Consider the following 22,759-nt stretch of genomic DNA (forward strand, 5'->3'; position numbering starts at 1 on the left):
TTTTGAAAAAAATTGTAAAGATGGAAAAAAAGTCACCCCATATTTTGAATGCATCGAGTAATCTTTTGGGTTTTTCACTGATCATTATCACCTCATTGAAAATCTCTAAGATCAGTCAGAGCACCTATTTGGACGAATTTGCAGGATTTGCCTGCATCCTTTTTGCGTGCAGCTGCTTCTTTTCATTTCTGGCGATCAGAACAAACAATAGAAAGCGCGAATACACGTTTGAGAATATTGCGGATTATTTATTTTTAACAGCTTTATTTTGTATAGTTCTAGCTGTTATTATTGTAACTCTGAAAATAATTTAGTTTAAAATTTTCGCTCAATTACATAGTCAAGCATACTATGTAACGATGTTCTTGCTTCAGAATCCGGGAATTCATTAAGAATATCCTTTGCTTTCTGTTGGAAATCTTTCATAACCGTAATGGCATATTCCAATCCCCCGGAACTCTTAACGAATTCTATAAGCTCTTTTACGCGTTTGGGATTGTTATTATAACGTTTTATGGTATCGAAATAGTATTTTCTATCCTTTTCATCAGCTTTCTTCAGGGTATGAATCAAAGGCAGAGTCATTTTCTGTTCTTTAATATCAATTCCTACAGGCTTTCCAATCACATTTGAGCTTAAGTAATCAAAAAGGTCATCTTTGATCTGAAATGCCATTCCGGTAAAGGTTCCGAAATCCAGCATCTTTTTAGCAAGCGCTTCATCTGTACTGTTGGAAAGAACACCTATTTCGCAGCAAGCAGCAATCAAAGTTGCTGTTTTCTGACGGATAATTTCATAATAAACATCCTCAGTAATATCCAGCTTTCTGGCTTTTTCCAGCTGAAGAAGTTCTCCTTCAGACATCTCACGGATCGTTCTGGAAATCACCCCAAGCAGGTCGTAATCTTTATGGTCTGTAGATAATAAAACTGATTTTGACAAAAGGTAATCTCCTACCAAAACGGCAATCTTATTCTTCCATAGAGCATTGATAGAAAAGAAATTACGGCGTTTAAAACTTTCATCCACCACATCATCATGTACCAGAGTTGCGGTATGAATCAGCTCAATCATAGAAGCTCCACGATAGGTCTTTTCTGTCACCTCACCCACCAGTTTGGCACAAAGAAACACAAACATAGGACGCATCTGTTTTCCTTTGGTGGTAACAATAAAACGGGTTACTTTATCTAATAAAGCTACTTTACTCTGCATTGATTCATAAAACTTCTGTTCAAAAAGTTTCATTTCATCATTGATGGGTCGTTTAATTTCTTCTACAATGTTTGCCACAATCTGCGATGCTGGGTGAATAATTATTAATTCTCACAAAGATAATTTTTTTCGCTCAATTTTAGGATAAAATTAATCTTTGACTTGTTCTTTCGGGATAAAATAAAAAGAGGGTTTTGTAGTTCCCAATGGAGATTTGAATTTTTCCCCGGAAATATAAATTCCATTTTCATCCACACTTATTCCTTCAATCTGTCCTATTGAAAGTGCTGTTCCAAGATAATAATGCCTAGGTCTTTCTTTGAAAAATATCCCTGCTTCTGTTTCTGTAAAGATATCCAAAAAGACCTCTGTTTTTCTGGTATATCCTACCAAATAAAGCTTTTTATCAAAATAAGCAGCATCTGTAACCACGAAATTGGTTTTATAGGATTCCACCTTCACAGCATCCTGTTTCTCTTCTTTTTCCGGATCTATGATATAATGAGTCACCGCTTTTGCAGACCATTCTTTGGTGAAAAGATGAATCTTCCCATGAGCATAGACCATCGCTTCCGCATCAAAGTCCGTTTTTAAATAACCGGATGCGTAATCATCCTGCTCCGGATACTGGAATTGTATTTTTTTAATCTGACTATTCTGAAGACTGTCATTCTGAAAAGGCACCTTGTAAATTTCAAGATCTCTCCTCTTCCCGCCATTATTCCCAAAATCTCCTATATAAAAATGAGTCCCATCGTTCGTAAGCGCCTCCCAATCTTTATTCTTACCATTAACTTTTAAGACATTTACAATTTCTCCTGAAGTTTTATTGATTTCAAACAATTCGGGATCGTTTCCACTGTCGTTGAAAGTATAGAGCTTTCCGTTCAGAAGGTTTAATCCTGACGTTTCTTTGATTTTATCATCCAGATGATTAACTCTGTATTTTTTTATTTTCAGGAAGTCAGCCTGCTGTGAAAATACAGATTGAGTAATAATAAGAGTAACGATCAAAAGAAACTTTTTCATAAGACAAAAGTAGGGTTTTATTGCGAGTTTGCGGGGTTGCGGGGTTTGAGAGTTAGAAGGTTGGAGAGTTTTGACATGCGGGTTATGGGTTATGGAATAGCTGATAGGTAGAAAACAAAAGCTGATCTGCAATTTTACTTTTTGCTTTTTGCTTACTCTGTCATCCTTCGACTAACCGATTTCCTACAATAGAAAAACGAGCTAAAATAGCCCGCTTTTCCCTCAGATTTTTATTGATTTTAAATCAAAAGTTAAGCAGTTTTCTGCTTTTTCTGATTTTGCTGTTGTTCATTCTTTTTCGCCTGTTTTGCAAAATACTCTTTCTGGTATTGTCTTACCGTCTTTCCGGTTCCGTCATGTCTCCATCCCGGTGCATTGAAAATATAGTTGATTCTGTCTGTGAATTTTAATCCCGGCTGTTTAAGATCTTTCCAGATTTTTCTCCATTCATAAAAAAGAACGGTATCCGGTCTGTTGTCCGGCATTTTAGGATAGATTCCGAATTTTACAGGTATATTCGGGTCTTCTTTCTGGAAAGTTCCAAATATTTTATCCCAAATAATCAGACACATTCCCATGTTTTTATCCAGATATTTCACATTGCATGCATGGTGTACACGGTGATGAGAAGGCGTTACCAGAATGTATTCTAAAAATCCCAGACTTTTCACAGTCTGTGTATGTACCCATGTGCCATATACCTGTCCGATAGCATAAGCAACCATAATATGCCATGGATTGAATCCTAAAAACGCAAGCGGTGAAAAATATAAATATCTGTAAAGCGGCTGCAATACCGGGCTTCTGAATCCTGTTGTAAGGTTAAAATATTCTGAACTGTGGTGCGTGATATGAACTGCCCAGAAGGCTCTGGAGCGGTGGTCAACATAATGCAGTACATAATAGGCAAAGTCTGTTATTATAAAACATGCTAATAAATACCCTACGCTAAAATCCCATGAAAAAAGTCTGTGGTTGTAAAAGAAAAACATTACGCCCATGGCAAATGCTTTCATGATGAGGTCTAAGCCAAAGTTCATCAGTGCCAGATAAACATTCGTAACAAGGTCCTTTCCACTATATAATTTCGCTTCTGAAACGTGGCTGTAAATCATTTCGGCTAAAATGACAGAAGCATGCAGCGGAATAGACCATGCATATACATTTTCAAGCCCGTCCTCACTCATAAGAAAATCCATCATCACAAAAATAATTTTTGCAAAGGTATGGCTTACCCTATTTTTAAGAAAATGTTTGGTTTTTTTTTAAGGAAATTTTAATCTGTTGCTTTGTTGGCCAATTGCCCACAGGCGGCATCTATATCCCCTCCACGGCTTCTTCTGACCATTACCGTAATCCCTGCATTTTCAAGCTGACGAATATAATTTTCTTCCGCCTGTTTGTTGCACTTGTCATACTTTCCATCCCCGATCGGGTTGTATTGAATCAGGTTTACTTTTGAAGGAACCTGTTTGCAGTATTTGATTAACGCTTTGATATCTTCATCTCCGTCATTGATCCCTTTCCATACACAATATTCAAAAGTAATGACAGAAGCTGTCTTTTGATACCAATACTGAAGAGACTCCATAATATCCGTTAACGGGAATTTATCAGAGAAAGGCATGATCTCATTACGCTTGGATTCAATCGCTGAGTGAAGGGACAAAGCCAGTTTCACACGCAGATCATCATCTGCAAGCATTTTGATCATCTTAGGAATACCGGATGTAGAAACGGTAATTCTTCTTGGAGACATTCCCAATCCTTCCGGCTGGGTAATTTTTTTGATGGCCTCCACTACGTTTTTGTAGTTCATCATCGGTTCTCCCATACCCATAAATACGATATTGGAAAGCGGTCTGTCGAAGTACATTTTGCTTTGGGTGTCAATAAGTGCTACCTGATCTACAATCTCAGCCACTTCAAGGTTTCTCATCCTTTTCAGTTTGGCTGTAGCGCAGAATTCGCAGTTTAATGAGCATCCCACCTGTGACGATACACAGGCTGTAGTTCTTGTTTCTGTAGGAATAAGAACAGATTCCACCATCAGTCCGTCATGAAGTTTCACGCCGTTTTTGATGGTTCCGTCAGAGCTTTTTTGAAGAAGATCTACGGAAACAGGGTTGATGGTATATTCTTCTGAAATTTTTTCACGAAGTGATTTCGAAAGATTCGTCATTTCATCAATCGAATGGAGGTTTTTACTCCATAGCCAGTCATAGACCTGTTTCGCACGAAACGGTTTTTCACCTAAAGATTCAAAGTAGTCTTTAAGCTGATCTAGTGATAATATACGGATATCTTTCATTTCAGGAGGTAAGTTGCAGATCTTAGGTTGTAGGTTGCAGATACGATTACCTGCAACCTATTCCTATTATCTTTTTTATAGAATTAACATGGCATCACCATAAGAATAGAATTTATACTTTTCTTTTATGGCTTCTTCATAAGCTTGCATAATGAAATCTCTTCCTGCAAACGCAGCAATCATCATAAGCAATGTAGACTTCGGTGTGTGGAAGTTTGTGATCATTGAAGTAGCAACTCCAAAATCGTGAGGCGGATAAATGAATTTATTCGTCCATCCGTTGAAAGCAGAGATTTTTTTGTTTGAAGAAACAGAAGTTTCCAATGCTCTCATTGTAGTAGTACCTACTGCACAAACTCTTCTGTGAGTTTCTACTGCTTTATTGATAATTAAAGCATTTTTCTCATCGATGATAATCTCTTCAGATTCCATTTTGTGCTTAGAAAGATCTTCTACCTCAATCGGGTTGAATGTCCCCAATCCTACGTGAAGGGTAACTTCAGCAAAATTAACTCCTTTGATCTCTAATCTCTTCATCAAATGTCTGGAGAAGTGAAGACCTGCTGTAGGTGCAGCCACTGCTCCTTCTATTTTTGCATAAATCGTCTGATATCTTTCTGCATCTTCAGGTTCTACAGCTCTTTTGATATATTTTGGAAGTGGAGTTTCTCCCAATTCTTTTAATTTCGTTCTGAATTCGTCGTAAGAACCATCGAATAAGAATCTTAATGTTCTTCCTCTTGAAGTTGTATTATCGATAACTTCAGCTACCAAAGATTCATCTTCAGTGAAGAATAGTTTGTTACCAATTCTGATTTTTCTTGCAGGATCTACTAAAACATCCCAAACTCTTGTTTCTTTATCAAGCTCTCTTAATAAGAAAACTTCAATTTTAGCACCTGTTTTTTCTTTATTTCCGTAAAGACGTGCAGGGAAAACTTTCGTATTGTTGAAGATAAACAAATCATCTTCATCAAAATAGTCCACTACATCCTTGAATAACTTGTGCTCGATAGTTTGTGTTTTTCTATCAAGTACCATTAATCTAGCTTCATCTCTATGCTCTGATGGGTGTTCTGCTAATAATTCCTCAGGAAGGTCAAAATTAAAATCTGATGTTTTCATTTTTTAAATTACGGTTTAAAAATTACTGAAATTACAAGGTGTAATTTTCGGAGTGCAAATATACGACATTGAATACCCCTTTGTCAAGTATTATTTACAATCAAATTTAAAACCCTGATTTCATGGGGATTTTTAAAGCTTAAAAAGATTAGTTTTAAAAAAATTTAAATTCAATATTGAGCAAATAAGTAAAATTCACTCCGTTCACCATCCGTATCCTAACAGTCATAAAATATTCATATTCAACAAATTCTAGAGGATCAATGAGATTGATTCTGTCTGGTTTAATTTTCACTTAAAAACGAAAGCGTATTACCCAAATAATCAAGATAGAGACTCTGAAGAAAACGAAGATTTGTCCGATGGACACTCTAAAATAGGGTGAAAAAATGATCATAACCGCACTTTATCGTCAATTTATTGTAAGGAACAGAGAAGAATCAGGATCAACAACCCGGATGAAAAACTTTATTTTAATATCTTTTTCAGCAACGATCTTCTGTCTGTTTATAAAGTATGGTCAATAGAAAAGGTAACTGAAATATTTAAAGCTAAATGTCAATTTCTAAGAATATAAATTATTGGATTTGAATTCTAAAAGTAACAAAAGAGATACAAACTCGACAAAATAAAACAGGAACAGTATAAAAACAACAAATTAAAAATAGATCACTATGAGTAAATATTCGATAGAAGCATTTATCAACGAAACGAAAGAGAATCCTCAGCAAAGAGATTATTTTGAACTGGAAACCAAACATCTTTTGGAAATCAACCTTAATAACCAGGCAGTATGGACGAAAAAAGGAAGCATGGTAAGTTATGTGGGGAATGTCAATTTTGAAAGACAGGGAATGCTGGCTGGCGGAATTGGCAATTTTTTGAAGAAAGCCATCAGTGGTGAAGGAGCAAAGCTGATGAAAGCTGAAGGAACAGGTAAGTTGTACGTCGCTGATTTTGGGAAGAAAGTTCGTATTCTTTATCTGAATAATGAGTCAGTCTGTGTAAACGGAAATGATGTGCTTGCCCATGAACAAAGCATAAAAAGTGATATCACCATGCTTAAAAGTATTGCAGGAATGATGTCTGGCGGTCTTTTCCAAGTGAAACTTTCAGGTACAGGACATATTGCAATTACCACTCACGGTGATCCTTTGACCTTATTGGTTACTCCTGATACTCCTGTTTTCACAGATCCAAATGCTACAGTGGCATGGTCCGGAAACCTTATTCCGGAGCTGAAAACCAATATTTCATTTCAGAGTTTAATGGGAAGAGGTAGCGGTGAAGAGTTTCAGATGAAATTTTCAGGACACGGATGGGTATTGATCCAGCCTTATGAAGAGGTTTATTATATGGAAAAATAAACGCCCTTAGACATCATTTATTTTCACAATAACTAAAATAGTAGCAGATGAAGACTCTTATAAAGCTATTTTTGGTGATCGTTATATTTCCTAATATGATGATTGCCCAAACACCAAAAAAGAATTATGAATACCACATAGATCTTCTTCACATGTCTAATGATGAGGTAAAGGTATCTTTTGCTCCCCCCAAGAATAACCTTACACAAGGTAAGTTTATTATTCCCAAGCTGGTTCCCGGATTTTATCAGGCAATGAATTTCGGACAGTATGTTTCTCATTTTACAGCTACGGATAAAAACGGAAAGAAAATCGTTACCGAGCGTTTGGATAAAAATAGCTGGATGGTACATGATCTTAAACACGTCGCTACAATATCTTACCAGGTAGCAGATGGGTGGGACTCTTTGGAAAAGGAATCCAATGAGGCCAGATCTGCCGGCAGTATGTTTAAAAAAGACAGCGTTTTTGTTATCAATTATAATTCTTTGGTGGGATATTTTGAAGAAATGAAAGATATTCCGTACCAAATTAATATTACCAAAAACAAGGGTTTTTATGCTTCATCTGCTTTGGATTATAAACAGAAAAATAAAACTACGGATATGGTTTGGGCAAAAGATTACCGGCAATTGGTAGACTCCCCCGTTTTATATTCTGTTCCCGATACCACATGGCTGAAAATAGGTCATACCAAAGTGCTTGTATCCTTCTATAATAAAAAGGAAAGACATTATTCCAAAACAATAGCTCATGAGATAGAAAACATTTTGAAAAATCAGCAGGCGTATCTTGGTGGAACATTGCCGGTAGACAAGTATGCCTTTTTGATTTATTATGAATCTTCCAATGAAAGAGGATTTCTTGGAGACGGTCTGGAACACGCCAAATCTACAGTGTGCCTGTACCGTTCCGGAAGTATGAAATTTCTTCCGAATGCTTTAAACCGAGTGGCCTCCCATGAGTTTTTTCACATTATTACTCCTCTCAACATCCATTCAGGAGAAATTCAGCATTATGATTTCCTGAATCCTGTGATGTCTAAACATCTATGGCTGTATGAGGGTATGACAGAATATGCTACCATTCATATGCCTATCAAACAAAAAATGATCAGCCTGGAAGATTTTGAAAAAAGCATAGAAGAAAAGATACACGGCATGAAAGAGTTTGACAATAAGCTTTCTTTTACAGACATCAGTAAAAATGCAATGGAAAGGCAGGACCAGTACATGAATTTTTACCAAAAAGGACCCTTACTCGGGCTGTGTCTGGATATAAGATTAAGAGAACTTTCTAATGGCAAAATGGGAACTCAGGATCTCATGCTGCTGCTTATGAAAAAATATGGAGAAGGAAAATATTTCAATGATGATGATCTGTTTGATGAAATTACCAAAATGACTTATCCGGAAATACGTACATTTTTCAGAGATTTTATAGAAGGTGCCCAGCCTCTTCCTCTGAAAGAATATCTGGAAAAAGCAGGCTTTAATTATGATGAAACTACAGGAAAAGTAAGTGTTCTGCCTAATCCTGATTCAAAACAACTGGCTTTAAGAAAAGCATGGATCAATCAGTAAATTTTAATCCAGCGAATGACTGTTGATCCAGTCTTACGAAGAAGTTGATTATATAGAAAAATAATCGACAAATAATTATCTTTGAGGTAAGTAATTCAGTTCAGTAATTGTAAAATAAAACTCCATGAAAAATATAGTATCAGGACTGTTTTTGACGATAACCATCATCGCTCATTCCCAGATCCAGAAAGTTGAAAAAGTAATTGATACTGCTGTGAAAACAGATAATTTCAACGGTTCTGTATTATTAGCCAAAAATGGAAAGATTGAATTACTTACTTACAAAGGTCTGTCCAACAGGCATTACAATATTCCTTTTTCGGATGAAACCCGGTTTCATATTTTCTCACTCACCAAAACGTTTACGGCTGTATTGATCATGCAGCTCTATGACAAAGGGAAAATCAACCTGGACGCTCCTATTGCTGCTTATTACCCGGAATACAAAGGTGAAGCTGCCAAAAAGGTAACGATAAGAAACCTTCTTACTTACAGCAGCGGGAGAGATAATAAAGACATCAGCTCTCCGGAGCTCATTCACCAGGCTTATGACAATACCATCTGGGATCTGGATGATTTTATCACAACATTTCTTTCTGAAAAGCTGATTGATCAACCCGGAACCAAGTTCAGCTATAACAATGGAGATTTTATACTGCTGGGAAAAATTATTGAAAAAATATACCAAAAATCCTTTGAAGAGGTACTTAAAGAACAAATTTTAATTCCTCTCAAAATGCAGAATACTGGATTTCTGCACCATAATGACATCATTCCCAATATAGATGATGGTTATTCTGCAGACGAAAACAATCCATTTGCACTTCATACCCCTACCAATACTTATATTGACAATTTTTACTCTGCCGGAGCCATGTATTCTACTCCTAAAGATCTTCTGACGTTTGATCAGGCTGTCTTCAATCACGTTCTGTTTAAGAAAACAACTTTAGATACCATGCTTACTGCTGATAAAAAGCTTGAAGATACCGCTCTTGGTTTTTGGGTTTATCCTAAAAAGTTAGGTTCTGTAAACACGTTGTTTGTGGAACGCCAGGGTGAAGGATACGGGCACAGTGCCAATTGGGTTCATTTAGCAGATAAAGACCTTACCTTGATTATCCTCTCCAATACCAAAGACATCAAATACCTGAATAAGATGAGAGAAAAATTGATTATGGCTTATTACGGGCAATAAATTTATAGGCAGCAAAAGGGTAAAGAAGCTATCCTCTTCTACTTCTATACTTTAAAACCCTAGGGTACAAAATCTTCGACACTCAAATTCACAAACCTTCCAACTCTCCCCTCTCACACCATCGGGATTTACAAAAGTTTTAATATATTTAAGAAAAAAATAGATGAACAATAGCAATTCCCGCAGAGACTTTCTTAAAACAGCTGCTTTGGCAAGTTTTGGAGCCTTGGTTTTACCCAATTCTTTATTTGCCTATTCCAATGATTTTAAAACAGATAAAAAAGTCCGTGTAGGTTTTATTGGAGTCGGTCTTCGTGGTCAGGAACATGTCAAATTACTGGCAAAACGTAATGATGTAGAGATTGTAGCGTTTGCAGATCCCGAGAAAAGAATGCTTGCTGCTTCTCAAAAAATATTAAAAGACAATAATAAACCGGCGGCTAAAGAGTTTTCCAATGGGGAATATGACTATCGAAATCTTTTACAATTAAAAACGATAGACGCTGTTGTCATTGCTACTCCATGGGAATGGCATCTTACACAGGGTGTAGAGGCAATGCGTGCTAAAAAAATTGTGGGCATGGAAGTTTCCGGAGCGATAAAGCTTCAGGACTGCTGGGAATTCGTAAAGGTATATGAGGAAACGAAAGTTCCTATCTTTATGATGGAAAACGTATGTTACCGAAGAGATATCATGGCCATCCTGAATATGGTCCGCAAAGGGATGTTTGGAGAACTGGTACATGGAAGAGGAGGTTATCAGCATGATCTGAGAGGTGTCCTTTTCAATGACGGGGTTACTCCTTACAATTCCGGTGCTGAATTTGGAGAAAAAGGATTCAGTGAGGCAAAATGGAGAACTGAACATTATGTGAAACGCAATGGAGAGCTTTATCCAACCCATGGATTAGGTCCTGTTGCGATGATGATGGACATCAACAGAGGAAACCGTTTAACAAGACTGTCTTCATTTTCATCAAAATCGGTAGGGCTTCACAAATATATCGTTGAACATCCTAAAGGAGGAGAAAATCACCCAAGTGCCAAAGTAAAATTCAACCAGGGAGATATAGTAACCACCCAAATTGCCTGTGCCAATGGGGAAACCATCCTTCTGACTCATGACACGAGCTTACAAAGACCATATGATCTAGGATTCCGGGTTCAGGGAACTGAAGGATTGTGGCAGGATTTCGGATGGGGAGATTTCAACCAGGGACATATTTATTTTGAAAAAACAATGAACCATACCCACCGTTGGGATAATACGGAAAAATGGATGCAAGAATACGATCATCCGATGTGGAAGAAATTTGAAAGCTCTGCTGCAGGAGCAGGACATGGCGGAATGGATTTCTTTGTGATGAATACTTTTATAGAATGTATCAAACGAAATATAGAATTCCCGATGGATGTGTATGATCTTGCATTGTGGTATTCGATTACGCCATTGAGTGAAGAGTCTATTGCCAAAGGTGGTCAGGTAGTTGATATTCCTGATTTCACCAATGGAAAATGGAAAACCCGTAAACCTGTATTTGGAATGACTGATGAGTTCTAAGAAAACATTACTCATATTAGCAGGCGGATTAGGCAGCAGATATAAAGGCCTCAAGCAGGTGGATGGTATACTCAATAACGGTTCTCCGATTCTGGAGTATTCTATCTTCGATGCCCTGGAAGCAGGTTTCCGAAAAGTGGTCATTATTGTCAACAGGCTGATTCCGGAAAGCTATATTGAAAGACTCAACAGCATCTCAACAGCAAAAAGCTTTGAGCTCCATTGGGTGTATCAGGAAATGGACAGTATTCCTATTTCGCTGGATGGCTTCGATTATCCTGAGCGTGAAAAGCCATGGGGAACTGCTCATGCTGTGCTTTGTGCCAAGTATTCGATACAGGAGCCTTTTGTCATGATCAATGCGGATGATTTTTACGGAAAAGAAGCTTATCAACTGGCGGCATATGAAATTAATCATCACCATATTTCAGACACACAGTTAGGAATGGTTGCTTATCCTGTAGGTACTACACTGAGTGGCCACGGAGCGGTAGCAAGAGGAATATGTACGCTGGATTCTGAAAATTATCTGATCAAAGTTGAAGAACAAACTTCCATTCAAATCATCAATAATTCAATTATCTACATTAAAAACGGAGAAAATATAAAATTAGATCCTGAAACATTGGTCTCGATGAACTTTTTTATTTTCCATCCCCATATTTTCTGCTATCTGGAAGCTTATTTTTATGATTTTATCGAATCTGAGCCTCTGCCAAACCAGGAGTTTTATATTCCTTCTGCGGTACAGAGAATGATAGATGAAAACAGAGTACAGGTAAAGGTAAAAACCTCTCCTTCCCAATGGATGGGGGTCACTTATGCTGATGATAAAAAGGAAATTAAGGATTTTCTGATCTCAGAGATTAAAAACAACAGATACCCGGAAGATTTATGGAAGTAAAAGATATTGTCATTGAGTTTATCGGCACCGACAACTATGATCTCTCTCCCATCAATGACGGATTGATCAATACCACTTACCTTCTGGAAGATAAAGATCAGGGGAAAAAGTTTATCCTTCAAAAGATCAACCATCATGTTTTTAAACAGCCGGAGATCATCATCAATAATCATTTGATGATTAATGAACTTCTCAGGTTAAATAATTATCATTTTCAGATTATAGAACCTATCCCTTCTCTTACTCATAAACTTCTGGTAAAAGATACAAATGATGAGCCATGGCGTATGCTAAGTTTCGTAGAAAACAGCATTACCTTTCTCACCGCTCCATCTTTACATACGGCTTTTGAAGCAGCTAAAACCTTTAGTTATTTCCTGACCATCGTCAATACTGAAAAGCTCCCTGCTATTGAAGATACCCTTCCTGATTTTCTCAATTTTGAGAAGAGAGTTGCGGACTATAAAAATGCACTACAAGATGCAGCTCCTCATTTAAAAGAAAACGCAAAGGCTGAAATAGAAATCACCAACCAGCTTCTGTCCTTACCTGATCAATGGATCGAAATGGAGAAAAGCAATCAAATTCCCAAAAGAATTATCCATGCGGATGTAAAAATCAGCAATATCCTCTTCGATCAAAATCATCATCCGCTAGCTGTCATTGATCTGGACACCATGATGATTTCCACTATTCTATATGATTTTGGAACGATGATCCAATCTTACACCAATACAACCCATGAAGATGACGGAAGTGCCGTAAACAATTTCAACTCTGAAATGTATAAGGCTGTAAAAGAAGGATTTTTATTTTATCTAAAGGAAAAATTAACACCGAAAGAATCTGAGAATCTTGATTATGCGGCACAAGTCGCCATTTATATCCAGGAGCTTCGTTTTTTAACTGATTATCTGAATGGAAGCACCTACTATTCTATCACACATCCTGAACACAACCTGGAACGGACAAAAAACCAACTAGAGCTGCTGAAAGGGTTGAGAGAATATTTAATAAACAATTGATTTTAACATCTTATAATCCTTCACTAAGGATTAAATATGAGATTTAGATTCCTACGAAATGACAAAGTGTACGAATAATAGATAAAGCGCTATGTTTGTCATTCCGTAGGAATCTAGCTTTTATCCTCTCACTACTCCCCAACCCTCAAACTCTCTCACCCAATAAACTAGAATCTCTCACCCACTCAGCTCAAAAACTCCAGAACCTTCTTCCACTCTTCCAGCTTCTTCTCAAAGGAAACCGTATGAAGCGGGCTTGTAGAAGGGAGTAAAACGACAGGCAGTTTATAGCTTTTTCCTAACAGCTTCTGTAAGTTTTTATAGGATTTTCTACCGTTGCAGAAAATGGCTTTGACATTTGGATGTTCTTCCAATAGCTCAGCAATCTGATTGGCTTCTTCGTTTTTGATTTCAGAATCCAGGCTTCCTTTCCGCTCACAGGTATCGATGACATCCCAAAGGGCGATATGATGTTTCTTTATGGTTTCGATTCTTTGCGTATAATCATCTGTAAATTCTTCTTTCAGCAATTCAAAAATGATTTTCCAGAATTTATTTTGTGGATGGGCATAGTACTGTTGTTTTTCCAATGATTTCACTCCGGGAATTGAACCTAAAATTATAATTTCAGATTGGGCATCAATAAGGGGTGGAAATGAAGAAATACGGTTTTGCATATTCAAATATATAAATTTTAGCTAAAGCCGTTGGATTTTTTATCATAAAAAAAAGCGGGCTAAAGCCCGCTCCTATTGATATTGTATTCTTATTTTTCTTATAAAGTTTCCTTCAACCAGTCGAAGAATTCTCTCTGCCATACCAATCCGTTTTGTGGATGAAGTACCCAGTGGTTTTCGTTCGGGAAATACACCAGTTTAGATTTTAATCCTCTTAATTTTGCAGCCTGGAAAGCTTCCTGCCCCTGCTCGTAAGGAACACGGAAATCAATTCCTCCCTGAACGATCATGATGGGTTTGTTCCATTTATCTACAAAATTACTTGGGTTGAATTCTGTGTATGCTTTTGGTTGTGGTTTTTCCCATGGTGAACCAAGATCCCAGTTTGCAAACCAAAGTTCTTCAGTAGTTAAGTACCAAGATTTCATATCAAATAATCCATCGTGTGCGATGAATGTCTTGAATCTGTTCTCATGAATTCCTGCCAGCATAAATACACTGTATCCTCCATAACTTGCTCCTACAGCCGCTACTCTGTCACCGTCTACATAAGGTAACGTTTTTGCAAAATCCGTTGCTGCCAGATAATCTCTCATTGGCTGTCCGCCCCAGTCTCTTGAAATTTCTTCATTCCATTTTGTGCCCCAGCCCGGCATACCTCTTCTGTTGGGTGCTACCACGATATAATCGTTGGCTGCCATCAGAGCAAAGTTCCATCTTACACTGAAAAACTGAGTAAGAGCAGACTGTGGACCTCCCTGGCAGTATACCAAAGTAGGATATTTTTTGTTCGGGTCAAAGTTCGGTGGATAGTGGAACCAAACTCCCATTTCTTTACCGTCCGAAGTTTTCACCATTTTAAGTTCAGATTTCCCCTGAGCCAACTTAGCATAAGTGTCTTTGTTCGCTTCAGTCACCTGCTTCATTTCTCCGTTTTTAACGTTTACAGAGAATAATTCTGTTGCATGGTTTACGTCTGTTCTTCCTATTAAAAGTGAAGTTTTATTGTCTGTAAAGATTTCGTTAACGTCAAAATCTCCTTTTGTGATCTGCTGTACTTTTGCTGATTTTGAATCAAGGGCAAAAAGCTGTTTTGTTCCTCTGAATGCTGCTGTAAAGTAGATTGTTTTTGAATCTGCTCCCCAAAGCACATCTCCGGAAACACTTTCGTCCCAGCCAGAAGTAAGGTTAGTTGTTTTCCCAGACTTCCAGTCCATGATTTTCACATCATTTTTATCTGCTTCATACCCATCTCTGGCCATGCTCTGCCAGATCAAAGATTTTCCATCCGGGCTGAACTTAGGGTTTACATCATATCCTTTGTTGGATTCTGTAATATTTTTGGTTGTACCTGACGCCAGATCGTAAGCAAAGATATCTGTATTGGTACTGGTAGAGTACTCTTTACCACTTTTAGGTTTTGTAACATATAAAAGCTGTGCAGAATCCGGGCTCCAGATAAAGTCTTCAGCACCCCCGAAAGGTCTTTGAGGAGAATCCCACATTTTCCCTTCCAACAGGTCTTTTGCACCCTCTGCTTTATCAGAAGTATTCACAACAAATACATGGTTGTATTTCCCTTCATTGAAGTAATCCCAGTGTCTGTGATTCAGATCTGTGTATACCTGAGCGGTTGTTTTAGGAGTATCACTGAATTTATCTTTCCCCATTACTTTTTCTACCAACACCTGCTTACTGAAAGCAATTTTCTTCCCATCAGGAGAAATTACAATGTTATCAGCTTCTCCAATGGTATAAAATTCTGTCCAGGTTTTTCCGGCATCTTTAGAAAGGTAGATTTTGTCTCCTTCCTGAGCATAAATTCCGTTTTTATCCCACTGAATAAGAGCTTTTTTACCCAAATCAATTTTGGAAGACTGATTATTAAGAACATTCAGAAAATAGTTCTCATTTTTCGTTTTTTCTGTTTTCAGATCTACCTGTCCAACTTTATAGATAAGGGAACCCTGATCTGGTGAAACTGCCTGTACCCCAACTTTTTTCAAAGTCCAAAGAATTTCAGGCGTCATTACTTGTTGTGCATTCATTAAGAGCGGAGCTGCCAAAGCCAGCAGACTGTACTTAAGTTTCATATGTTGATATTCATTTTTTAATGGAGGTACGGAATCCTTATGATTTCACACCTCCTTTTATTAAATTCAAAGATTGCCAAAGTTAATATTTAAAATAAAAACGGACGAAAGAATTAACATTTAAGTTTTCTAAAGTTTAAAAATAAATCATTTATGTATGGGCGAATTTTATTAATTTTAGAGAAAACAAACTAATACCCATTCTTCATGAAAAAATTACTACTTTTTTCCTCATTTTTCGTATCCTCATTCTTTTTTTCCCAGTTAACGATAAGTCCTTTTTCCAATCATTATTATAATGCTTATCAGGCCACTATTAATGGAAACGGAACTATTTATTATACGACTGACGGAAGTACCCCAACCCTGAGTTCGTCCTCAGCGGTCAATAATGTGCAGATTCCTATCGATCAGAATAAAGAAATCAAGGCATTTCTTGTCAATGGGCAGGGAAGTTCTACGGCTGTCATCAGTAAAAAATATTATACAGGAAGTGTTCCTTCTGCGGTCATTTATTTTAAAGTTCCTTCTACCTGGACATCAGGAAGCTGTGTAATGATCGATATGGTGAGCCCCAATTCAATTGATGGTTTTGCCATGGATACATTCTGGCCGGGAGTGATCATGCAGCCTGCAGGATGCGAATCCTGGTATAAGACTACCCGAGATTTTGAAAGTGCCAATGTGCGTTTTAACAATTGTACTCCTTTTGAAAATATTCCTGCGACTGTAAGTACGAATTTGATTCCTATGGGAAGTACTTTGTATTATGATTTTACAGACGGAGCGATAACAACTCCGCCGTCATGCTTATTTTTAGCGGGTAAAGAAACGTTGCCACACAATAAAAATGTATTAATCAAGGTATATCCGAATCCTGTTTCAGACGTTTTAAAGGTAAATACCGACAGGAACTTTCAGGAGTATGAGATCATAGATACGAATGGAAGAGTTGTTCTAAAGGATCAGTTTGTAAAAGAAATTTCTATTCATCAACTTATTTCAGGAAATTATTTTCTAAAACTGAAAGACTCGAAAGGAGATCTGGTTTTACTGAAGTTCATCAAAAAATAAAAAAATCCGCTCAACGAGCGGATTTTTATTTTGATGTGTTATGATTTTAATTACTCTCCATCTGAGAACATTGAGTTCGCTAATGAAGTAACAATTGACAATAATATACTGAAGATAAATGCCCACCAGAAACCATCTACCACCATACTATCTATGAAATAGTCTGCAATCAGTACAATTCCGGCATTGATTACCAGGGCGAAGAATCCTAATGTAAGAATGGTCAAAGGAAGACCAAACAAACTTAAAATAGGCTTTACAAATATGTTAAGAACCCCAAGCACAATAGCAAAGATAATGGCTGAAGAAAATCCTTCAAATTGTACTCCCGGTAAGATTTTGGTTAAAAGATAAGCAACAATTGCTGTGATAAATAATCGGATAATTAAGTTCATTGAGTTATTTTTTAATGTTGATGGGATGTACTGAGCAAAAGCCATTCCATTTCAAACAAAAAATTCTGCAAAAACCCTTTGTTTAAGGAATATTTTAATCTTTATTTCTCTCTATATTGTTATTTTATTTTCATCATGGTTACTAATGAAGTGGCAACATGGCTTTCAGAATCAGAACCTTCGGTTTGAACATAGATTTCCGTTCTCACTACAATTATTCTCCCTCCCCCTTTGAGAACATAGGATTTCGAAACCAAAGCATCTCCCATGGCAGGACGAAGATAATTCACCTTCAATTCAACGGTTACCACATAACAGTCTTCTGCGTAATGACTCACGGCTGCATACCCTGAAGAAACATCCACCAGAGAAGCAATCATAGCCCCGTTGAACATTCCGGCTTTTCTGGTCATCATTTCCATTTTGGGAATCTTAATGGATACAAAATCGGTTTCTACTTCCAGCAGTTCTGCTTTATAGAATTGTAAGGTTTCTGAACGGCTGAAGCTGTCTGTAATAAGTTTTCTTTTCTCTGGAGTCATGAATTTTATTTTAATCAAAGATAAGGACTGCAGCCTTTTTTATTTCTATTATATTCAAAAAGTTTCATTTAAAAAGCCGTTCCACATAAGATGAAACGGCTTCTTTTTGAGCTTCTAAACTCTGAATTAAACAAACGATAACTTTTCTGATGAACTTGATATTTTCAAATGATGGTCTTCTTTAATCATATCAGCTGCTTTTTCTCCAATCATAATGGTAGGTGCATTGGTATTTCCGGAAACCACATCGGGCATAATGGATGCATCTGCCACTCTTAATCCTTTTATTCCATATACTTTCAGTCTTGGATCAACCACCGACTCACTGTCGATTCCCATTTTACAGGTTCCTGTCATATGATGGTAAGTGGAACATGATTTTTTAATATAATCAATCACTTCTTCTTTTGTTTTTCCTTCTCCCGGATAGATTTCACCATCATTCCATTCTTTCATTGCTTCTGTTCTTCCCATTTCACGGCAGATTTCAACGCAGCGGTAAAGAGCGTCCAGATCAGATTCCTCAGAAAGATACATTGGATTAATTTCCAGCGGTGCAGAGGGATCGGAAGATGTTAATTTTATATATCCTTTACTCGCGGGTCTGATAAAGCCTGCGCAGAATGTGAAAGCATCTTCCGGTCCTGTAAATCCGGGGCTGTAATAAGGAAGTCCCATAAACAAAGGCTGCAGGTCAGGATATACCATTTCTTCTTTGCTTTTCCAGAATAATTGTGCTTCCAGCAGATTGGCTTGTGGTGCAGGAATCTCTTTTTTAGCTTTAAAAATAACACTGGTCAAAAGGTGGTCCTGAAGGTTTTTCCCAACTCCTTTTAAGTCTTTTACCACTGAAATTCCCACTGATTCCAGTTCTTCTTTATCCCCGATTCCGGAAATCATCAGAAGCTTCGCAGATTCTATAGTTCCGCAAGATACAATGACTTCTTTTTCAGCTTCTACTTCTATTAATTCGCCGTCTTTCAGATACTGAACACCGATACACTCGTTTCCTTCAAAAATTAATTTCTGAGCCAAAGCATTGGTATGAATATGTAAATTGGTACGGGATTTCACCGGATCTAAAAATGCTTTAGCAGTAGAACATCTTTTGCTATCTTTTCCTGCCGTCAGGTGATTAAGACCCGCTCCCCAGATTTCTTTGTTAAAATCGTCTGTCAAAGGATAACCCAATTCTTTACAGGCTTCAATAGCGCTTATTGAAATTTCATTCGGATGTTTGATACGGCTTACAAAAAGCGGCCCCTCTCCCCCATGAATGTCGTCTCCACCATCTTCGTGGGTTTCGGATTTTTTAAAATAAGGTAAAACAGCATTCCAATCCCAGCCCACACATCCTTTATAAGCCCAGCTATCATAATCCTGCTGATGTCCTCTGATGTAGATCAGTCCGTTGATAGAACTCGAACCACCCAATGTCTTACCACGGGGCCAGTATCGGGTATTTCCTCCTGCATGTTCCTGCGCCACGGTATGATAAGCCCAGTCTCTTTCGGTATTCCATACGGCAGGCCATCCTGCCTGTTCCTGTACCTCAGCAACTTTATCATCAGGACCTGCCTCCAGCAGAAGCACATTTATATTTTCGTTTTCGCTTAATCTATTGGCTATTACAGCTCCTGCCGAACCGGATCCGACAATTATAAAATCGTATTTCATGAGTTTTAATTTGATCTTTATTTTTTGATACTGATTACTTTAGGAACGGTGACTGCTTTGAGTCCTTCAATTCCAAATTCCACTCCATATCCGGATTGTTTTACTCCTCCAAAAGGAACAAAAGGATGAATGGCACCATGTTGATTGATCCATACTGTTCCTGCTTCCAATTTTGCCGCTACATTTTGTGCTTCGTTAAGATCATCGCTCCAAACTGAAGCTCCCAATCCGGTTTCAGAATCATTGGCTTTACTAATAGCTTCTTCCAGGGTTTTATATTTAATGATAGGCAATACCGGCCCAAATTGTTCTTCATCTACAATTCTGTTTCCGTTATCTACATTTCCAATAAGGGTTACCGGGATAAAATATCCTTCCAGATCAGGTTTTTGTCCTCTGAATATGAAATCGGCACCCATATTTTCAGAATCACGGATCAGATCCTGAATTTTATCGTACTGCATTTTATTCTGAATCGGTCCTAAAACATTGTTCTCATCTGCACCATTCCCCATCGGAATATTGGAAGAGTAGTCTGCCAGAGCCTGAACTACTTTTTCATAATCATTTTCATGAACGTATAATCTTTTTAAGCAGGCGCAAGTCTGTCCCATATTTAAGAAAGCTCCCCAGAAAATAGAATCGATATGTTTGGTTACATCAAGACCCGGTAAGATAATCCCTGCATCATTTCCTCCACATTCCAAGGTTAGACGTGCCATATTTTTAACAGAGGCTTCAATCACTTTTTTCCCTGTTGCAATAGATCCTGTAAACATAATTTTTCCAATTTCAGGATGGGCTGTAAGATAACTGCCTACTTCACCCCTGCCAGTAACGACCTGTAAAATATTTTCGGGAAGCACGCTGTTGATTACTTTTATCATTTCCAGGCTGCAGAAAGTGGTATATTCTGAAGGTTTGATGATGACCGCATTTCCCATTCTGAGTGATGGAATAATCTGCCAGATTGCAATCATCAGAGGCCAGTTCCAGGGAGCAATGGCGGCAACGACTCCAATTGGGTTTCTGTATACAACGTCTTTCCTGGTTTCATCTTCAAAGACAATTTCTTCAGGTAAATCCAGTGATGCGGGAACTTGTGTCCAGCCTACACAGGCCTGCATTTCGAAATGAGCTCCAGGACCATTAAGCGGTTTTCCCTGCTCGCGGGTGATCCATTCTGCCAGATGTTTTGAATTTTGCTGTAAAGCTTCGGCAACTTTTAATAAAATGTCTTTTCTTTCTGCATCCGGTCTTGCTGACCATAGTTTTTGGGCCTTTTTTGCTTTCTCAATTTTAGCATCAATCTCCTCATGGGAAGTATTGGAAACTCCACCTATAACCTCTAAGGTAGAAGGATTTAGGGATAAAAAGTAGGTGTCTGAAATATGATTTTCTTTGGCTAATGATGTATTTTCCATTGTTTTAATTTATTTTGTATTTTACGTAGTTCGAAAATGGCAATAACATGATATAAATCATTTACCTATTCTCTATTTTTTTTAACCTAAACTCTACCTATCATGGAAAAGATCGAAGAAAGAACTGTTTTCAGCATTCCTTTTGGTGAATTGAATGTGTTTGAAACGAATGTAGTATGCCACGATTTTCCTTTCTTTTTTGAAAAGCCTGTCATTACGCTTATGCTGAGTGGCAATAAAATCATTCGCAGTGAGGATGAAACTTTTGAGTTTAATGAAAGAAGTGTATTTATCCCGCCCTGTAATAAAGAACTGAGTATAGACATCCACCCTGTTTTCAAAGAACCCACAAAATGCCTGGTATTGAATATAGAGCAGGAATATATTGATAGTGTATTTTCTGAAGTGATTGAAACCTGGCATCCGGACTGGGACAGAACGGGAATTATGATGAAGGAAAATATGGTAAAAAAGTTTGTAAGCTCGGATGAATCTTTGTGGAGAAGCCTTACCAATCTTTACAACAGAAGAATAGACAACAGTATGTATGGTACTTCTGATTTTCTTTTAAGCTTAAGTCTGAAGGAACTGATCTATGAGCTGATGAAGACCAATGCAAAACATATTCTGCTGTATTCTGACAAGGCAGAAAGTATACAGAACGGACTGCAGGAAGTGGTTCATTTTATCAAACAAAATTATAAAGAACCGATTACCATAAAGAAACTTTCCGTGATCGCAGGAATGAGTGAGGCCAATCTGTTTAAAAAGTTTAAGCATTCCTACAACTGTACTCCGGTAGAATATATTATCCAGTTGAGAATAGAGCACGCCAAGCAGCTATTAATAAGCAACCCCGAAATTGGGATTAAAAATATATGTTTTGAATCCGGTTTTAATACACTGGAGTATTTTTACAGAAAATTCACCCAGATCACCGGAAAGTCTCCGAAGAAATTTAAAATAGATTAATATCATTGGGGCTGGAAGATGGAAGAGAGAGGCTGGAAGTTGATATCTGTCTTTTCATTTCTGGTAGTTATCATTATTTAATAAAGTAATCATCTTATGTACTGTAAAAAAGTATTCATCGTCTTAAGCTTTCTCTTATGCTGCATTTTTCAGGCACAGACTTTACATTTATATGGAGGTGCCGACCGGGATCAGTATCTGGGATGTCTGAACTGTGATAATTTTGATAAAAATTCGATATGGAATAAGTTTAGTGACTACGGGAATGTGTTCAGTTCAAAATCAATCTGGAACACCTATGGAAACTATGGAAGTGCCTACAGTACCTATTCGCCATGGAATACTTATGGAGCTTATCCTCCGGCAATCGTTGATCAGGACGGAAATTTCTTTGGATTTCTTACTTTGAATCCTTATAAATCTGAAAGGTCTGAGCTGGAACTGGCTATGATTTTATGTAAACATCATGAGGAGATTAAGAAGGATGTTGGCGGTTGGTATGAGAGGTTGTTCAGGTAAACCACCCCGTCAAAAATTCTTTGAATTTTCGCCACCCCTTCAGAAGAGGGGAATTTTCACGTCTTCAG

The 22,759-nt window shown here is 37.5% G+C and carries 21 protein-coding genes; 10 read left to right on the plus strand and 11 right to left on the minus strand.

The window, feature by feature from the left end; translation table 11 throughout:
• Positions 1 to 20: 20 nt before the first annotated feature.
• Positions 21 to 314: a hypothetical protein gene (locus tag DBR39_RS11840; protein WP_124533321.1), complete on the plus strand. Its 294-nt coding sequence runs from the start codon at positions 21 to 23 to the stop codon at positions 312 to 314.
• Position 315: 1 nt separating this feature from the next.
• On the opposite strand, the gene DBR39_RS11845 is transcribed toward DBR39_RS11840, so the two are convergent.
• The 5 genes from DBR39_RS11845 to queA all read right to left on the minus strand — a co-directional run bounded on the left by DBR39_RS11845 (position 316) and on the right by queA (position 5,680).
• Complete coding sequence (locus tag DBR39_RS11845; protein WP_124533323.1) at positions 316 to 1,293, minus strand: polyprenyl synthetase family protein; 978 nt, start codon at positions 1,291 to 1,293, stop codon at positions 316 to 318.
• A 72-nt stretch (positions 1,294 to 1,365) separates the two neighbouring features.
• Positions 1,366 to 2,244 carry a hypothetical protein gene (locus tag DBR39_RS11850; protein ID WP_124533325.1) on the minus strand — a complete coding sequence of 293 codons (879 nt, stop codon included), beginning with the start codon at positions 2,242 to 2,244 and terminating at the stop codon, positions 1,366 to 1,368.
• A gap of 251 nt (positions 2,245 to 2,495) precedes the next feature.
• Positions 2,496 to 3,446, minus strand: a complete 951-nt coding sequence (locus DBR39_RS11855; RefSeq protein ID WP_124533327.1) for a sterol desaturase family protein — start codon at positions 3,444 to 3,446, stop codon at positions 2,496 to 2,498.
• Positions 3,447 to 3,520: 74 nt separating this feature from the next.
• Positions 3,521 to 4,555, minus strand: a complete 1,035-nt coding sequence (gene rlmN / locus DBR39_RS11860; protein WP_124533329.1) for a 23S rRNA (adenine(2503)-C(2))-methyltransferase RlmN — start codon at positions 4,553 to 4,555, stop codon at positions 3,521 to 3,523.
• Between the two features lie 75 nt (positions 4,556 to 4,630).
• On the minus strand, positions 4,631 to 5,680 hold the full coding sequence (gene queA, locus DBR39_RS11865) for a tRNA preQ1(34) S-adenosylmethionine ribosyltransferase-isomerase QueA (protein WP_124533331.1): 1,050 nt from the start codon (positions 5,678 to 5,680) through the stop codon (positions 4,631 to 4,633).
• 674 nt (positions 5,681 to 6,354) lie between these two features.
• Here queA and DBR39_RS11870 point away from each other — a divergent pair.
• The 6 genes from DBR39_RS11870 to DBR39_RS11895 all read left to right on the plus strand — a co-directional run bounded on the left by DBR39_RS11870 (position 6,355) and on the right by DBR39_RS11895 (position 13,318).
• Complete coding sequence (locus DBR39_RS11870) at positions 6,355 to 7,047, plus strand: AIM24 family protein (RefSeq protein ID WP_124533333.1); 693 nt, start codon at positions 6,355 to 6,357, stop codon at positions 7,045 to 7,047.
• Between the two features lie 47 nt (positions 7,048 to 7,094).
• Positions 7,095 to 8,630, plus strand: coding sequence for a peptidase M61 (locus DBR39_RS11875; RefSeq protein ID WP_124533335.1), 1,536 nt, complete (start codon positions 7,095 to 7,097; stop codon positions 8,628 to 8,630).
• Positions 8,631 to 8,754: 124 nt separating this feature from the next.
• Positions 8,755 to 9,828: a serine hydrolase domain-containing protein gene (locus DBR39_RS11880; protein WP_124533337.1), complete on the plus strand. Its 1,074-nt coding sequence runs from the start codon at positions 8,755 to 8,757 to the stop codon at positions 9,826 to 9,828.
• 163 nt (positions 9,829 to 9,991) lie between these two features.
• A complete protein-coding gene (locus DBR39_RS11885; RefSeq protein WP_109738011.1) occupies positions 9,992 to 11,389 on the plus strand; it encodes a Gfo/Idh/MocA family protein in 1,398 nt (465 codons plus the stop codon).
• Positions 11,379 to 12,293: an NDP-sugar synthase gene (locus DBR39_RS11890; RefSeq protein WP_124533339.1), complete on the plus strand. Its 915-nt coding sequence runs from the start codon at positions 11,379 to 11,381 to the stop codon at positions 12,291 to 12,293. Before DBR39_RS11885 ends, DBR39_RS11890 begins: the two co-directional genes overlap by 11 nt.
• Complete coding sequence (locus DBR39_RS11895; protein WP_124533340.1) at positions 12,284 to 13,318, plus strand: phosphotransferase enzyme family protein; 1,035 nt, start codon at positions 12,284 to 12,286, stop codon at positions 13,316 to 13,318. The genes DBR39_RS11890 and DBR39_RS11895 overlap by 10 nt, the downstream gene beginning before the upstream one ends.
• Positions 13,319 to 13,503: 185 nt before the next feature.
• Here DBR39_RS11895 and DBR39_RS11900 read toward each other — a convergent pair whose 3' ends face one another.
• Positions 13,504 to 13,995, minus strand: coding sequence for a DNA-deoxyinosine glycosylase (locus DBR39_RS11900; RefSeq protein ID WP_124533342.1), 492 nt, complete (start codon positions 13,993 to 13,995; stop codon positions 13,504 to 13,506).
• A gap of 98 nt (positions 13,996 to 14,093) precedes the next feature.
• Positions 14,094 to 16,088, minus strand: coding sequence for a S9 family peptidase (locus tag DBR39_RS11905; protein WP_124533344.1), 1,995 nt, complete (start codon positions 16,086 to 16,088; stop codon positions 14,094 to 14,096).
• Between the two features lie 207 nt (positions 16,089 to 16,295).
• Here DBR39_RS11905 and DBR39_RS11910 point away from each other — a divergent pair, with 207 nt between their 5' ends.
• Positions 16,296 to 17,162: a chitobiase/beta-hexosaminidase C-terminal domain-containing protein gene (locus DBR39_RS11910; protein ID WP_124533346.1), complete on the plus strand. Its 867-nt coding sequence runs from the start codon at positions 16,296 to 16,298 to the stop codon at positions 17,160 to 17,162.
• A 50-nt stretch (positions 17,163 to 17,212) separates the two neighbouring features.
• Here DBR39_RS11910 and DBR39_RS11915 read toward each other — a convergent pair whose 3' ends face one another.
• The 4 genes from DBR39_RS11915 to DBR39_RS11930 all read right to left on the minus strand — a co-directional run bounded on the left by DBR39_RS11915 (position 17,213) and on the right by DBR39_RS11930 (position 21,200).
• Positions 17,213 to 17,557: a phage holin family protein gene (locus DBR39_RS11915; protein WP_124533348.1), complete on the minus strand. Its 345-nt coding sequence runs from the start codon at positions 17,555 to 17,557 to the stop codon at positions 17,213 to 17,215.
• 119 nt (positions 17,558 to 17,676) lie between these two features.
• The gene (locus tag DBR39_RS11920; protein WP_124533351.1) at positions 17,677 to 18,099 is read right to left on the minus strand and encodes a PaaI family thioesterase; all 423 of its coding nucleotides are present in this window, start codon (positions 18,097 to 18,099) and stop codon (positions 17,677 to 17,679) included.
• A gap of 126 nt (positions 18,100 to 18,225) precedes the next feature.
• Positions 18,226 to 19,776 (minus strand): GMC family oxidoreductase, encoded by a 1,551-nt coding sequence (locus DBR39_RS11925; protein ID WP_124533353.1) that lies wholly within the window; start codon positions 19,774 to 19,776, stop codon positions 18,226 to 18,228.
• A gap of 17 nt (positions 19,777 to 19,793) precedes the next feature.
• Positions 19,794 to 21,200, minus strand: coding sequence for an aldehyde dehydrogenase family protein (locus tag DBR39_RS11930; RefSeq protein WP_124533355.1), 1,407 nt, complete (start codon positions 21,198 to 21,200; stop codon positions 19,794 to 19,796).
• A gap of 102 nt (positions 21,201 to 21,302) precedes the next feature.
• On the opposite strand from DBR39_RS11930, the gene DBR39_RS11935 reads away from it, so the two are divergent.
• Both DBR39_RS11935 and DBR39_RS11940 read left to right on the plus strand, forming a co-directional pair.
• On the plus strand, positions 21,303 to 22,172 hold the full coding sequence (locus DBR39_RS11935; protein WP_124533357.1) for a helix-turn-helix domain-containing protein: 870 nt from the start codon (positions 21,303 to 21,305) through the stop codon (positions 22,170 to 22,172).
• Positions 22,173 to 22,268: 96 nt separating this feature from the next.
• Positions 22,269 to 22,691 (plus strand): hypothetical protein, encoded by a 423-nt coding sequence (locus DBR39_RS11940; RefSeq protein ID WP_124533359.1) that lies wholly within the window; start codon positions 22,269 to 22,271, stop codon positions 22,689 to 22,691.
• The last annotated feature ends 68 nt before the right edge of the window (positions 22,692 to 22,759 follow it).

This window comes from Chryseobacterium sp. KBW03 (assembly GCF_003852415.1).
In the GTDB taxonomy this organism is placed as follows: Bacteria; Bacteroidota; Bacteroidia; order Flavobacteriales; family Weeksellaceae; genus Chryseobacterium; species Chryseobacterium viscerum.

What these genes read in the sequence shown, in the direction of transcription:
- rlmN (WP_124533329.1), bottom strand. Translation starts at nt 4,555, where the DNA reads ATGAAAGATATCCGTATATTATCACTAGATCAGCTTAAAGACTACTTT.
- DBR39_RS11910 (WP_124533346.1), top strand. Translation starts at nt 16,296, where the DNA reads ATGAAAAAATTACTACTTTTTTCCTCATTTTTCGTATCCTCATTCTTT.
- DBR39_RS11875 (WP_124533335.1), top strand. Translation starts at nt 7,095, where the DNA reads ATGAAGACTCTTATAAAGCTATTTTTGGTGATCGTTATATTTCCTAAT.
- DBR39_RS11925 (WP_124533353.1), bottom strand. Translation starts at nt 19,776, where the DNA reads ATGAAATACGATTTTATAATTGTCGGATCCGGTTCGGCAGGAGCTGTA.
- DBR39_RS11900 (WP_124533342.1), bottom strand. Translation starts at nt 13,995, where the DNA reads ATGCAAAACCGTATTTCTTCATTTCCACCCCTTATTGATGCCCAATCT.
- DBR39_RS11905 (WP_124533344.1), bottom strand. Translation starts at nt 16,088, where the DNA reads ATGAAACTTAAGTACAGTCTGCTGGCTTTGGCAGCTCCGCTCTTAATG.
- DBR39_RS11940 (WP_124533359.1), top strand. Translation starts at nt 22,269, where the DNA reads ATGTACTGTAAAAAAGTATTCATCGTCTTAAGCTTTCTCTTATGCTGC.
- DBR39_RS11855 (WP_124533327.1), bottom strand. Translation starts at nt 3,446, where the DNA reads ATGATGGATTTTCTTATGAGTGAGGACGGGCTTGAAAATGTATATGCA.
- DBR39_RS11850 (WP_124533325.1), bottom strand. Translation starts at nt 2,244, where the DNA reads ATGAAAAAGTTTCTTTTGATCGTTACTCTTATTATTACTCAATCTGTA.
- DBR39_RS11920 (WP_124533351.1), bottom strand. Translation starts at nt 18,099, where the DNA reads ATGACTCCAGAGAAAAGAAAACTTATTACAGACAGCTTCAGCCGTTCA.
- queA (WP_124533331.1), bottom strand. Translation starts at nt 5,680, where the DNA reads ATGAAAACATCAGATTTTAATTTTGACCTTCCTGAGGAATTATTAGCA.
- DBR39_RS11895 (WP_124533340.1), top strand. Translation starts at nt 12,284, where the DNA reads ATGGAAGTAAAAGATATTGTCATTGAGTTTATCGGCACCGACAACTAT.
- DBR39_RS11915 (WP_124533348.1), bottom strand. Translation starts at nt 17,557, where the DNA reads ATGAACTTAATTATCCGATTATTTATCACAGCAATTGTTGCTTATCTT.
- DBR39_RS11880 (WP_124533337.1), top strand. Translation starts at nt 8,755, where the DNA reads ATGAAAAATATAGTATCAGGACTGTTTTTGACGATAACCATCATCGCT.
- DBR39_RS11890 (WP_124533339.1), top strand. Translation starts at nt 11,379, where the DNA reads ATGAGTTCTAAGAAAACATTACTCATATTAGCAGGCGGATTAGGCAGC.
- DBR39_RS11870 (WP_124533333.1), top strand. Translation starts at nt 6,355, where the DNA reads ATGAGTAAATATTCGATAGAAGCATTTATCAACGAAACGAAAGAGAAT.
- DBR39_RS11935 (WP_124533357.1), top strand. Translation starts at nt 21,303, where the DNA reads ATGGAAAAGATCGAAGAAAGAACTGTTTTCAGCATTCCTTTTGGTGAA.
- DBR39_RS11930 (WP_124533355.1), bottom strand. Translation starts at nt 21,200, where the DNA reads ATGGAAAATACATCATTAGCCAAAGAAAATCATATTTCAGACACCTAC.
- DBR39_RS11885 (WP_109738011.1), top strand. Translation starts at nt 9,992, where the DNA reads ATGAACAATAGCAATTCCCGCAGAGACTTTCTTAAAACAGCTGCTTTG.
- DBR39_RS11840 (WP_124533321.1), top strand. Translation starts at nt 21, where the DNA reads ATGGAAAAAAAGTCACCCCATATTTTGAATGCATCGAGTAATCTTTTG.